Annotated in this window: 10 protein-coding genes; 3 read left to right on the forward strand and 7 right to left on the reverse strand. The window is 56.6% G+C overall.

Annotated features, from left to right (window positions below; genetic code table 11):
* Positions 1–7: 7 nt before the first annotated feature.
* The gene (locus tag B1C80_RS09320) at positions 8–2065 is read right to left on the reverse strand and encodes a penicillin acylase family protein (RefSeq protein WP_077920796.1); all 2058 of its coding nucleotides are present in this window, start codon (positions 2063–2065) and stop codon (positions 8–10) included.
* 416 nt (positions 2066–2481) lie between these two features.
* On the opposite strand from B1C80_RS09320, the gene B1C80_RS09325 reads away from it, so the two are divergent.
* Both B1C80_RS09325 and B1C80_RS09330 read left to right on the forward strand, forming a co-directional pair.
* Positions 2482–2829, forward strand: coding sequence for a hypothetical protein (locus B1C80_RS09325; RefSeq protein WP_077920797.1), 348 nt, complete (start codon positions 2482–2484; stop codon positions 2827–2829).
* Positions 2830–2971: 142 nt separating this feature from the next.
* Positions 2972–4279, forward strand: a complete 1308-nt coding sequence (locus B1C80_RS09330; protein WP_077920798.1) for a deoxyribodipyrimidine photo-lyase — start codon at positions 2972–2974, stop codon at positions 4277–4279.
* 25 nt (positions 4280–4304) lie between these two features.
* Here B1C80_RS09330 and B1C80_RS09335 read toward each other — a convergent pair whose 3' ends face one another.
* The 4 genes from B1C80_RS09335 to recQ all read right to left on the reverse strand — a co-directional run bounded on the left by B1C80_RS09335 (position 4305) and on the right by recQ (position 10371).
* Positions 4305–5540 carry a lytic transglycosylase domain-containing protein gene (locus tag B1C80_RS09335; RefSeq protein WP_077920799.1) on the reverse strand — a complete coding sequence of 412 codons (1236 nt, stop codon included), beginning with the start codon at positions 5538–5540 and terminating at the stop codon, positions 4305–4307.
* 63 nt (positions 5541–5603) lie between these two features.
* Positions 5604–6650, reverse strand: a complete 1047-nt coding sequence (locus B1C80_RS09340) for a lytic transglycosylase domain-containing protein (protein WP_317126237.1) — start codon at positions 6648–6650, stop codon at positions 5604–5606.
* A 349-nt stretch (positions 6651–6999) separates the two neighbouring features.
* Positions 7000–8055 carry a lytic transglycosylase domain-containing protein gene (locus B1C80_RS09345; protein ID WP_077920917.1) on the reverse strand — a complete coding sequence of 352 codons (1056 nt, stop codon included), beginning with the start codon at positions 8053–8055 and terminating at the stop codon, positions 7000–7002.
* A gap of 183 nt (positions 8056–8238) precedes the next feature.
* On the reverse strand, positions 8239–10371 hold the full coding sequence (gene recQ, locus B1C80_RS09350) for a DNA helicase RecQ (protein ID WP_077920918.1): 2133 nt from the start codon (positions 10369–10371) through the stop codon (positions 8239–8241).
* 175 nt (positions 10372–10546) lie between these two features.
* Here recQ and B1C80_RS09355 point away from each other — a divergent pair, with 175 nt between their 5' ends.
* Positions 10547–11044, forward strand: a complete 498-nt coding sequence (locus B1C80_RS09355; RefSeq protein WP_077920801.1) for a hypothetical protein — start codon at positions 10547–10549, stop codon at positions 11042–11044.
* Positions 11045–11102: 58 nt separating this feature from the next.
* Here the strand turns inward: B1C80_RS09355 and B1C80_RS09360 are convergent, their stop codons facing one another.
* Positions 11103–12035 carry a D-2-hydroxyacid dehydrogenase gene (locus B1C80_RS09360; protein ID WP_077920802.1) on the reverse strand — a complete coding sequence of 311 codons (933 nt, stop codon included), beginning with the start codon at positions 12033–12035 and terminating at the stop codon, positions 11103–11105.
* A 20-nt stretch (positions 12036–12055) separates the two neighbouring features.
* Positions 12056–12736 carry a peptidoglycan DD-metalloendopeptidase family protein gene (locus B1C80_RS09365; protein WP_077920803.1) on the reverse strand — a complete coding sequence of 227 codons (681 nt, stop codon included), beginning with the start codon at positions 12734–12736 and terminating at the stop codon, positions 12056–12058.
* Positions 12737–12831 lie beyond the last annotated feature (95 nt).

Below are 12831 nucleotides of genomic sequence, written 5' to 3' on the forward strand. Positions count from 1 at the left end.
TGGTTCGCTACTGGCCGGGGTGATAGATGCGTTTGGCCGTGCGCAGTACCTCCTGCTTGTCCAGCGTCATTGGCTTGGTTTTTTGAGCCGCAAACAAGGCCATCTGATCCGTGTAGTGCGGGCTATCGGGACGGCCCGACGCGCCGAAACAGTTGATGGTTTCGATCAGCGGCAGGCCCGTCCGGGGAAACCGCACCAGCGAAATGTACGATTCGCCCTGGCTGCTCCGAACCTGGCCCTGCCGGTAGGGGCTGGCGTATATGGAGGCCAGTACATCGGGTATCCCCCAGATCGGCAGCTCGGTTTTGCCCCGAACATGTTTCTGGTAATCGCCCAGCGCGATGTCGGTCCGGCCGAAGTGTTTCCGGAGATAGGCCTGCACATGGCGCAGTCCGGCCGCGCATTCGTCGGCCGTGAGTACCGTTTTTTCCGTTGTCTGTTTGCTGAGCTTATCCTGCCAGTAGCGATAAAAAACCAGGAAGGCAGCCGCACCCTGGCTGTTGACGGTGGCCTGCCGGTTCCAGGTGCGTATGGTGTAGATCAGGTCCCGAATATCCGGATACGCATCGGGGTCTAGCTCGAAGAGGGCATTGGCGTCGGGGCCCTGGGCGTACGAGAGCCGTTTGGGAAGTTGCAGATCGTACTTTATGCGTTTGAAGTCGGCGTAGCTGAGCTTGTCGTACTGGCTGATTAGCTCGCCGAACCGGACGCTGCGGTTCGTATTCCAGCGCTCGTAGCCCATGGTCCGGTCAAACGCATCGGGGTCGAGGTTATCGGCCGGCGCGGTAGCGTTGAAAGGGGTGTTGTTCATGTTGAAGAGATAGCCGCCGGGTGGGTTCAGGTACTGCGGAAAGTCAGCCAGCGGCCGGAAGCGGGTCCAGAGGGTGCGTGAGGTATTGCCGGGCAAGGTGCCACTCCAGTCGTAGTCCGGGTTCCGATAGGGAATCTTGCCGTTGCTGACGTAATAGATCGTATCGGCATCGGCATAAACGATGTTGAAGCCCGGAATAGCCGTCATGGTAAGCGCCTGCCGGAACTCGGAAAACGAACGGGCTTTGTTCATGCGGTACCACTGCTGCAGACCCCGCAATTCCTGATTGGCACCGGTCCGGATGGCAAACCAGCCCCGTTTGGTTTTGATGGTAGCGCCGTACTGGCTCCAGTAAGCTTTCCGGCCGATGGCTACGGGAATGCCTTTGACCCGCAGGCGAACCCGCTTCTCCTCCAGCGGCAGCCATTGCCCGTCGAAGAAATACTGGTTAGGATGGGCCTTGTCGGTCTGGAGCTGATAGATGTCGATTTTGTCCTGGTAGTTTACGGTATGGGCCCAGCCAAGGTGCTCGTTGACCCCGTGGAAAATCGTTGCTCCGCCCGGAAACAGGCCTCCCAATACGTTCCAGCCCTGTTCGCTGCACAAGTGGGCTTCGTACCAGGCCACGGGCCCTTCGAGCGGCTGGTGGGAGTTGATAGCCAGCATGGTCTGGCCTTCGGTGGTTTTGTTCCGGTGAACAGCAATGGCGTTGGAGCCGGTGTTTTTCATGAAGTCGACCAGCGGTACCTGATTGCCGTAGATGCGCTGCAGCGCCTGGTCTACGCCCGATATAACCGACAGCGATAACACCGATACCTTCAGGTAATCGCTCAGCGTGACCGGAAACGATCCGCGAACCAGCACCTCGGCCGGATGCGCCCGGGCGTAATCGTTCAGGCCCTGCAGGTAGCCGGTAAGTACGGCTCTGAAGTCGGGATCCAGTGCTGTTTCGCCCCGTTCCTTTACCAGTTCGGGAGCGTGGAGCAACTCGACTACGTAATCGGCCGTGGCCCCCTGTTTCCCCAGATGCCGCCCCAGCATGCCTTTGGCGGGGAGTACCAGCAGCTGGATGGTCTTGAAATCATCTTCCGCATGGGCCCAGGCCAGCCCATAAGCTACTTCAGGGTCAGTTTGGGCAAAAATGTGCGGTACCCCATACGCGTCGCGGGCAATGGTTACGCGGGCGGGATCGATCTGGGCAAACAGAGCAATGGAGGTAATGTAACAAATCAGGAAAAGGGCAGGCGTTTTCATGCAGGAGGGGTTGGTACCGCTAAAGATAAAGAATAGCTGTTACCCCATACCGGCTACACTACGGCTCAGGTGACTGCCTGATGCAGGCGGGCGTAGGTCTATTTTATCCCAATGTTAAGTCCACTCGACTAATTTGTTAACATTTGGGTAACATTGGAGAACTGATCGACAAGGAAGTAAAAGCCGGGTGATGGGCGTAAAACACCTCTAAAGGGTATGTATGTGCCCAAAATCACGGGAACAAACGTAGCTTAGCTGTTGATGCAGGAAGAAACTTACTGACCGCTGAAAATTTTTATTCACATTTTGATAACATTGGGTTAATATTTGAGTAATATTGACATAACATTAGTCCTTACGACTCGGCAGAGGGATTTGGGCGAGTGGGCATTGTTCATCTGTAAAATAACGAAGTCATGAAAAAGTCCCTTTTTCTTCTTACGCTGGTAGGCTTCCTGGCGACGCAAGCCTACGCTACGCCGACAAAAACCCGCAAAACCAAAGCTCCCAAAGTCACGATGGAGCAGCAGTTAGCGAAGTACATTTCTTATCCCGACGCGCTGAGACCAAGTCAGCGGCCGGGTGTTGTTGTGATTCAATTCCGGGTCAATGCCGATAACGAGCTGTGTCAGCTTGAGGTATTCAGCCAGAATGAGCAGATAAATAATAGTCTTGTGAAGCAGCTGACCGGTAAGAAGCTGGCAGGGTACGGTAGCGATGCCGCCGAGCTGCATACCGTCCGGCTGCGCTTCCAGCCAGAATAACAGCGTTACGCGCTGGTAGAAACGGGTAGAACCAGTCCCACCGCAGGCCATACTGGCCGCGTTACGGCTCGGGGTTCTACCCGTTTTTTGTCAAACATTTCAGTAAAACGAGCGGTTGGCATGCCATAATCCGTCTTGTACAATGCCCCAACCCATTGCCCTCTGCTGGCTCCGGCGCGACCTGCGTCTGCACGATAATGCCGCGCTCTATTACGCGCTGAAAAGTGGCTACCCTGTTCTTGTCGTGTTCGTATTTGACCGGCTGATTTTGGATCGGCTCGAAGACCGGCGCGACCGGCGGGTCGAGTTTATTCACACCGAAATTCACCGGATCAACAAAGAGCTCATGGCGATGGGGTCGGGATTGGTAGCCCGCTACGGCGAACCGCTCGACGTGTTGCAGCAGCTGACCCAGGAATATACCGTAGCGGAGGTGTACGCCAACTACGACTACGAAGTATACGCCAAAGAGCGCGACGCCCAGGTTCGTGACCGGCTGGCCGAACGGGGTATCGAGTTCTATACCAGTAAAGACCACGCGCTGCTGGACCATGACGAAGTGCTGACCGGCAGTGGATCGCCGTATACCGTCTTCACGCCCTACAGTAACAACTGGCTGAACAAACTGGACGATTTTCAGCTTCAGTCTTACCCAACCGAGTCCTACTTCCAACACGTTTATCGGATTGCCCCCCCCGAGATTCCGACGCTGGAAGCGATGAATTTCAAGCCCCTGGGCGAGTCGTATCCTAAACCAACGGTTTCGGCCGAGTTGCTGCAGGCTTACCAGAAAATGCGCGATTATCCGGCCCAGGCCGGTACCAGCGAGCTGGGTATTCATTTGCGGTTCGGCACCATCAGCATCCGTGACCTGGCCCGGCAGGCTAAAGCAACATCGCTGACGTTTCTAAAGGAGCTGGCCTGGCGTGATTTTTATTTCCAGGTGCTCGATCATTTTCCACACGTAGAGAAACACGCTTTCCGGCGCGAGTACGACCGTATTCAGTTCCGTAACAACGAAGCGGAGTTTGAGCGGTGGTGTGCGGGCGAAACGGGTTACCCCATTGTCGACGCGGGCATGCGGCAGCTTAACGAGACGGGCTGGATGCACAACCGCGTCCGGATGATTGTAGCCAGCTTTTGTATCAAGCATCTGCTGATCGACTGGCGATGGGGCGAAGCGTACTTTGCCCGGAAACTCCGCGATTTCGATCTGGCGGCCAACAACGGCGGGTGGCAGTGGGCTGCGGGGTCGGGCGTTGATGCGGCTCCTTATTTCCGGGTGTTCAACCCCACGTTACAGGCGCAGAAGTTCGATCCCAAAGGCGAATACATTCGTAAATGGGTGCCGGAATTCAACAGCTTTGGCTACCCGGCTCCCATGATCGATCATGCGTTTGCCCGGCAGCGCGCCATCGATACGTACAAACGGGAGTTGGCACGCCCCTGAACCAGACCCGAATCGGGCCGTGGGGTTACAGTTTCCATTGAACAACCCAGCCGGGTTTAACGACCTTGGGGCAGGGAATGCCGGCGAGCCCGGTGCTGGGGTTGATAGCCGTCAGCACCAGCGGAATAGGTTGCCTGGTAGCGGGTGAAATGGCTTTGGTAACGCGCAGGAATAAATTGCCCCTGGCATCAATATCATCAACCACTGCGTAGAGCAGGCCGCCCGCTTTCAGTTCGTCTCCGTCGACCGTGATATCATCCAGTAGAGAAAAAGCCCAGCTCTGGCCTATTTTCCGCTGCCCGGCCCGAACCAGCTTCGCCGACACGTCGCCGAGAAATACGGGTGTGGTAGCGGGTTTGTCTTTCAGTAACTGGGCCAGCACACTATCCATCACCAGGGCTTCACTCCGACTGGGCGGAGCTATGTCCGATGTTTCGATGGGAGTGCCTACCGGTTCGGGGTCACTATCCCGAAGCCAGCCCATGCGCCGGGCCTGCTCGCGTTCGGCGTCGTAGGGATTGCCGGCCGAAGCCAGCAGCAACTCCTGGTTACCGAGTCCGTAGGCCGGGTTGGTAAACAGTTCTTTCATGGCCAGAATGCGGTACAGATAGTAGCCCGTTTCGGCATTCATGGTCATCGAGTAGTAATCGCGATGCCCCACGCGGGTAATCTTGCGCTCAACCATACCGACGCCCCCGTTGTAAGCGGCAGCGACCAGCGTCCAGGAACCCAGTTTCCGGTACAGGAATTTCAGGTATTTACAGGCCGCTTCGGTCGACTTGCGCAGGTCGGTACGGTCATCGTTACCCGGATCGATGCGCAGCCCCATATCCAGCGCCGTCTGGTCCATAAACTGCCAGTACCCAACCGCCCCGGCCGATGATACTGCATTGGCCTGCCAGGCACTCTCGATCAACGGCAGGTACTTGAAATCGTTCGGGATGCTATGCTTTTTCAAAATCGGCTCAATAACCGCAAAGAAGGGGGCCGAGCGGGCTTTGAGGGCGCTTAGATGCCGGGCATACCCCGAGCTACCGGCCAGGGCAATGGCTAGTTTGGCAGACACATCGGCCTGCTGGGTAGGCACCATTTCCCCGCAGAAGTGTGGCCGAACCAGACCCAGAGCCGGGCGAGGCTGCATAAGAGCCGTTCGGGTCGTACTTCCCTTTTTGGTAACCGCCTTCTTCTGGGCAACGGCCGCCGAAAACGACAGCACAATAAGGAAAAAGACCGGAAAGATACGTTGTGTTGCTGGCGTCAAAACAGTTGAGTGATAGTGTAACCCATTGACAACGAAGCGGAGCCGGGGTTTAGTTCGACCGGTCTATAAAGCTTTCCAGGTCAGAATCCAGCCTGACTTAATCTGGTCGACATCGGGTAATTTAATGCCGATACGTCCGGTGGAGGCATCAACGGCGCTCAGGGCCAGGTTGTAGGTGTGTTTCTCGCTGGCCGAATACAGTTTATCGGCCCGCAGGTACAGCCGGTTCGTTTTGGGGTCTATATCCTCAACAACCGCGTACAAAACGTCTCCTTCTTCTACTTCTTTGCCATCGGCCATACCGTCGCGGGTCAGGTGAAACACCCAGATTTGCCCCCTGATAAGACCTGTCGATTCGACCAGACGCGCCTTTATACCACCCCGGAACACGTCGGCCGCGTTGGGCAGCGGGATGTCCATATCGCGGGAGCTGGCTGTCGATGGCTGAACGGGCGTATTCAGGGCTGTGCGCGTGGCTTCGTCAACGACAACCTCCGGAATCAGCACCTCTTCTTCGCCGGTGTCGGGTGGAGTGGCCTCGCTCAGGTAGGCCATCATATGGTCCGGAATGATGGCCTGGTAAGCCTTGTAATTGGAAAATAATTCTTTAAACGCCAGAATCCGGTACAGGTACTTCCCCGTTTCGGCGTTCAGCCGGAGGTAATAATAATCGCGTTGCTGCTGTCGGCGGATGTTGCCCAGCAGGGCGCCGATGCCATTATTGTAGGCCGCAGCCGCCAGCGTCCAGGAACCCAGTCGGTTATACAGAAAGCGCAGGTACCGGCAGGCCGCGTCGGTTGACTTGACGAGGTCCTGTCGCTCGTCAGCACGGCCGTCTATTTTCAGGCCCAGTTCGCGGGCGGTAGCCGGCATAAACTGCCAGTACCCCACGGCGCCTTTGGGCGAAACGGCCAGTCCCGTAAGCGCACTCTCGACCAGTGGCAGATACTTGAAGTCGAGCGGTACCCGATGCTTGGCCAGAATAGGTTCGATGATTGGGAAAAAGCGGGTAGCCCGCTGCCGCATCTGATAGATAGCCCGGTTTTGGGCGGTGTTGCGTACCAGCGCCGAAACAAGTCGGCGCGCTACGGCTTCTTCATGTAAAGGCACTGACTCCCCGCAGAAATACACCGGCGGGAGCATTGACCGCAGGCCCGGATCAAACGTAGGTAGTACAAGTTCATTTCTTGCGTCTGCACCCGTATTCAGACCAGAAAGCTGCGGCCCGTACCCAGGATGAGACGATATACTAGCCACGACCAGTCCGGTCGCCAGTACTAAAGAGGCAGACAAGTTCATCGTACGGCAGGTAAAAGTGGTAACGCTCTAAGGTTGTGACTTAGATTTTAGTCTAGGGTTACACTATACTGTTACACTTTTTTTTGTTACTGATTAAAACAAAAATGGTGCCATCCATACAGGAACAGCACCATCAAACAGGATAAAATCAGAGCAGGATCTAGAGCCAGTCCCAGAAGTGTAATGGACGAATTCCTTCCCCTTTTTTCAACTGTAAAAAGCGGGGACGGCGGAAGCGAAGAACGGTCAGCCCCATCATCAGTTTCTTAATAGGCAACTTGTTGCTCGTGTCTTCGAGGCCCGCATCAGGATTGGTTTTGGCCGCGGCCGCCATCGCAATGAGTTGCTGGGTGTCAGAAGGAGTCTGGGTCAGCGCCCGATTGGGTCGTGGCCCCCAGGTCGGATCCGTATAGTCTTCGTCGACCAGCTCCACCGTTGGGGCGTCTTTGATCTTGCGCGGGGTGGCGAGTGGTTTATTCCAGCTTGGCAGCGGACGGGTCAGCTCGGCGATGGTTGAGTTCCGAAGCAGGAGCGTATACTGACGCGGGTTACTAAGCAGCTCTTTGTAAGCCAGAATCCGGAACAGGTAGTGGCTCGTTTCGCGATGCAGCCGGAGCCGGTAAAAATTGGAGTGCCCCTGCTGCTCCATGCGGTTCTGCACGTGGGTAATACCACCGTTATAGGCCGCGGCTACCAGGGTCCAGGAACCCAGTTCGCCGTAGAGCTGGTGCAGGTACCGACATACCGCTACGGTTGCTTTTTGCAGATCGTTCCGTTCATCAACGCCATTGCCAACTTTCAGACCGAGTTCGCGGGCGGTGCCGGGCATGAGCTGCCAATAGCCCGAGGCTCCTTTGGGAGATACGCAGTCATTGACAAGGGCGCTTTCGGCCAGCGGCATGAACCGGAAATCGCGGGGGATTTTGTACTTCCGGAGAATGGGATCGATGATGGGGAAGAAAGTCGATGCCCGTTTGCGAAGGTCGAACAGGCACTCCTGTTGAGCGCCGTATGTCCGGAGAGTTTGTAGCCACCGGCGCGATACGCGAGGTTCATCGACCGGTACTTCTTCACCGCAGAAATAGATGGGGAAAACGCGTTTGGTGGAGTCGACAACCAGCAGCGAGGGGTTGTCCAGGCCGTTCGACGACGGAAGTATTCGGCTCGTATCTGACCCGAAAGGGGGCAAACCAACGCCCGGTTTAAGGGCGGTCATGAGCAGTGAAAAGCCAACTTCTTTTATCAAAATAACGGTATTTGTTGTGACACATAGAGACGACAAAACCCGTGTGATTAGAACGGGTTTTTCGGCTCAATATGTACGAAGATACCTAGTCGGACGCTACTTACCAAACGGGTCATCTAAGAATTATCCAACGGTCCGGCCTGAATTTGTATTTTATCTGTTCAGAACCCCGGCTACCAGGGCCAGTTGGGTGTACGTATAACGACCGCCAAGCGCGTCGAAAACGGCTTTTAAACGACCCTCGGGCATACCAACTGCCGTAATTGCCTGCTCAATTTCCTGCTGTTCCGGCGGGGTTACCGCATCGGCCAGCAGGCCGTCCAGATCGATGTCGTAGCCCCCCCTGGACAGCTGAATCAAATGGCTCGCAATCGACCCCGGCGACAGCTGGCGTTCGGCGGCTATTTCATCAATACTGAGGCCCCGGTTGTACAAATCGAGCGTTAATAGCTGGGTCGATCCTTTGGGTTTTTCGCCCGACTCGGTCCGGCCCCGTACGTAGCTGACGATGACATCCAGAAACTGACGACCAAACAGCTGAAGCTTCCGTTCACCCACTCCACTCACGTTGCGCAGGGCGTCGGGCGTTGTGGGGCGCTGTCGGGCCATATCTTCGAGGGTCGTGTCGGTAAAGATGACGTAGGCCGGTACATTCTGCTGGTCGGCGAGTTGCTTCCGGATGGCGCGCAGTTGTTCGAAGAGATCGTCGCGCTGGGTTTCGGTTTTGGTCTTTGGTTTTTCGACCACCGCCTTTGGCACATCGTCGGGCCGGACGAGGTTGATCTTGCGACCCGCGTACAGCACTTGGCCGGCCAGAATGCCCCGGCGCAGCGCGTAGTGATTATCGTAGGCGATCTCGATCACACCGATGTTGATGAGCTGATGCAGGTAGCTCCGCCACTCGTCGAAGCGCAGGTCGCGGCCCGCGCCGTAGGTTTTGATCTGATCATAGCCACCCTGCAGAATAGCCTGACTGCGCGACCCCCGCAGAATATCGATCAGCAGGTTCATCGGTACGCGTTCGCCCGTTCTGACGATCGCCGACAGTGCTTTCTGGGCCAGTACCGTGCCATCGATGGTTACGCGCGGGTCGCGGCACACGTCGCAGTTGCCACAGGGTTCGGGGAGTTCTTCCGAAAAGTAGGAGAGCAGGATCTGCCGGCGGCAGGTGTGGGCGTCGGCATATTGCTGCATCCGCTCCAGTTTGGCCAGCTGAAGGTTGAGGTTGGCCGGGCTGTTTTCCGATAGCATGTCCTTGTAGGTAGCAACGTCGGCAAAGCTGTAAAACAGTACGGTCTGCGCCGGAGCGCCGTCTCGTCCGGCCCGGCCTATTTCCTGGTAAAAGCCCTCGATGTTCTTGGGCATGTTATAATGAATCACCCACCGCACGTTCGATTTGTCGATGCCCATACCGAAGGCAATGGTGGCGCAGATGATGCGTACGTCGTCGCGCAGAAAGGCATCCTGCGTTTTGGCGCGTTCGTCGGACGACATGCCGGCATGGTAGAAAGCCGCTCCGAAGCCTTTCTCCTGCAATTTGCCCGCCAGGGTCTCGCACGATTTACGGCTCAGGCAGTAAATAATGCCGGACGTGTCGGGTTTTTGCCGGAGCAGCCGTATAATCTGCTGAAGGCGGTTCTGGCCGGGCAGCACCTGCAGGCTCAGGTTGGTTCGGTTAAACGAAGCCAGAAAAACGGCCGGGTCGTTCATGCCGAGCCGTTGCGCAATATCCTGCCGGGTCAGCTTGTCGGCGGTAGCGGTAAGGGCAATGGTCGGTACGTCGGGGAAGTGTTCTTTCAGTACATTCAGCTGGGTGTACTCGGGTCGGAAGTCATGCCCCCACGACGAGATACAATGGGCTTCGTCGATGGCAAACAGCGACACCCGGATGCGTTTCAGAAAGATGAAAAAGGCGTCGGTCAGGAGTTTCTCGGGCGATACGTACAGCAGTTTCAGCTTACCGCTGAGGCAGTTTTCTTCAATGTCGCGATGCTCCCGGCTGGTTTGGGTGCTGTTGATGTAGGCCGCCGGGATGCCGTTCAGGTGCAGGGCGCCAACCTGATCCTTCATGAGAGCAATCAGGGGCGATACCACCACTGTAACGCCGGGCAGCATCAGGGCCGGAATCTGGAAGCAGACCGACTTGCCGCCCCCGGTCGGCATAAGAACGACCGTATCCCGCCCGCTCAGAATAGACCGGATAATGTCTTCCTGCATGGGCCGGAAGCGGTCGTACCCATAATAACGTTTGAGAAAATCGACGGGCGATTGGTCGGTCAGTGTCATAGGAAACAGGCGCGTAGAGCTATCAAAAATACACAAAAAAGGGCGGAAGTCGTACAAGCGAATCAGGAGAGTCGATCACGGTTTATATACTTTATTGAAAATAATAGGTAGTTTTCGCGCCGGTGGCATTGAGTACCACCGTAACTTATCAATACCATCGTAACACTACATTCGTATGAAAAAGATGCTTGCCTGCTGGAGCCTGCTGCTCTGCCTCCTGGTTGCTTACCCTGGTTCAGCTCAGGACTCCAAACCCAAGAAAGAGAAAGCTAAAAAAGAGAAAACCAGTAAAAAAGACGAGAAACAGGACGCGAAAGCCGACCGGAAGAAAACCAAAGGCGACGACCTGGGCGCCAGCGAAAACAAATCTGACAAGAAAAAAGACAAGGCCGACAAGAAAGCCGATAAAGCCGACAAGAAAGCCGATAAAGCGGCCAAAGCCGACAACGTCGTCACGAAAGAAGCCAAAGCCGACAGCAAACTGGCCAAAAACGAACCCAAAACGCCCAGGGCTAAGCCGCGAGAAGAGAAAGCCTCGCCCGCCGATTACAAAGCTCCGGTTGATCGGAGTAGCAAAGGCCCCAACGGCGAAACCGTTTATACCGGTCCCCGTGGCGGTAAGTACTACATCAATAAAAACGGCAACAAGACTTACCTGAGTAGCTTGAAATAAGTGTTTTCCGTGGCCACGACCGGCGAAGGGTCGTGGCCACGGCTATTCTTCACCAAATTCAGTAGCCCTTGCCCAGCTCCACGGCATTCTCCAGCGACAGACCATCCTGAAAGCGGGACAGGTTGCGCAGGAACAAATCGACCTTACCGGCATCCTCGTTGGGCTGGCCACCGGCGGTGTGCTGGGTCAGCACCACGTTGGGTAGGGTCCAGAGCGGGCTGTCGGTGGGGAGGGGTTCGGTGGCGGTTACGTCCAGAACGGCACCCCCCAGCTGGCCGGTTTGTAAAGCCGCGATCAGGGCGGGTTCGTCGACGGTACTGCCCCGACCCACATTGGCGAAAACGCTGCCGGGTTTCATGGCGCCGATCAGCTCTGCCGAGAAAAAGCCTTTGGCCGAACCCGGCAGCGTACTGACAACGAGATCGGTAGTGGGCAGAGCCGCCTTCAGCTCATCGACCGAGTGGAGTTCGGCGGCCGGATCGGTGCGGGCCAGCAGCCGGACGCTACAGTCGAAGCCGAGCAGCATTTGCCGAACGGCCTGACCGATGGCTCCCGACCCCAGAATAATAACCTGCTTCCGGCGCAGCAGACCGAGTTTGGCGCGTACGGCTGAGCCCGACCACTGACGCTGACTCTGCAGAACGGCCAGCTCATCGATATGCCGATAGTGCGCCAGAATGCCCGCCACAATCGTTTCGGCGCAGGGCCAGGCAAAGTAATCGCCCATATTAGCCACCTGCGCTTTCACCTGCACCCCCTGATACCCATCAAAACCGGCAGAGTCGAGCTGCCAGTATTGCAACTTGATCGGCGGGTTGGTCCACCAGTCGGCCGGCGGGTTGCCCAGCACGATGTCGGCCGACCGGAAAGCCGGCTGGTATTGTTCGGCCGATAGCTCGTTCCGGAAAATCGGCTCAACAGCCTCGGGCAACTGTTGGCGTAGCTGGCTGCGGTAGGCCTGGTTGAGATTGGTATAAACAAATGCGATCATGGTAGTTGGCGAATGATACCTTACAATCCATTAATACCCAGAAGCAGGTTTGGGTTTGGGCACAGAGCCAGAAATTTTGCCCGGTCGGCTTCTGTACATACGCCGGGGAAGTCGCCCCGCAGCCCGAGCATATCGGTCATAAGCTGAAAATGCAGATGCGGAGGCCAGTCGCCGTTCTCGGGATAGGTGCCTATTTCGGCGATTTTTTCGCCGGCCCGAATCGGTTTCCCGTCATACAGGCCGTTGAGCGAAGCCCGCGTCAGGTGTCCGTACAGGCTGTAAAGCGGTTTCCTGCCGAAAGCTGGCAAAACGACCTCCCGATGTTCGAGAATGATAGTAGGGCCGTAGTCGCCGAAGTTATCATTATCCCGAAAGCTATGCACAATACCGTCGAGCGGGGCAAAAACGGGCGTACCGGCCTCCGCCCAGAAATCGATACCCAGGTGAATCTCGCGGGGTTCGGCTTGTTGTTGAAAGTGAGGACTACGGCGGTAAATGACCCGATGTTCGTTGTAGCCGCCCACGCCCACCCGCGCGCCCGCAGCCTGTAGCTGGCCAAACACATAATCGCTGAAACGGGCGGTATCGGTCAGGTCGAGGGGGAGCCGGCCCGCCCGCTGGTCAGGCACCAGATCGGGGTTCGTGGCCGACAGATCGAGAATCAGGTAAGGCTCGGTCTGGAAGTCGAAGGGGAGGAGCATAGGTCTGTATCGGCGAAAGTGTCCAAAAAGCGCACCGGGCGCAAAGATGGGGCAAGCGGGTGGAATCGTGACGGCTTTTCGGGCATTGGGAGTAT

This window comes from Spirosoma sp. 209 (assembly GCF_002006735.1).
GTDB lineage: Bacteria > Bacteroidota > Bacteroidia > Cytophagales > Spirosomataceae > Spirosoma > Spirosoma sordidisoli.

Bases quoted from the DNA above. Each gene is read 5' to 3' on its own strand.
- recQ (WP_077920918.1), bottom strand. From the start codon at position 10,371: ATGACACTGACCGACCAATCGCCCGTCGATTTTCTCAAACGTTATTAT.
- B1C80_RS09365 (WP_077920803.1), bottom strand. From the start codon at position 12,736: ATGCTCCTCCCCTTCGACTTCCAGACCGAGCCTTACCTGATTCTCGAT.
- B1C80_RS09360 (WP_077920802.1), bottom strand. From the start codon at position 12,035: ATGATCGCATTTGTTTATACCAATCTCAACCAGGCCTACCGCAGCCAG.
- B1C80_RS09345 (WP_077920917.1), bottom strand. From the start codon at position 8,055: ATGACCGCCCTTAAACCGGGCGTTGGTTTGCCCCCTTTCGGGTCAGAT.
- B1C80_RS09325 (WP_077920797.1), top strand. From the start codon at position 2,482: ATGAAAAAGTCCCTTTTTCTTCTTACGCTGGTAGGCTTCCTGGCGACG.
- B1C80_RS09320 (WP_077920796.1), bottom strand. From the start codon at position 2,065: ATGAAAACGCCTGCCCTTTTCCTGATTTGTTACATTACCTCCATTGCT.
- B1C80_RS09355 (WP_077920801.1), top strand. From the start codon at position 10,547: ATGAAAAAGATGCTTGCCTGCTGGAGCCTGCTGCTCTGCCTCCTGGTT.
- B1C80_RS09330 (WP_077920798.1), top strand. From the start codon at position 2,972: ATGCCCCAACCCATTGCCCTCTGCTGGCTCCGGCGCGACCTGCGTCTG.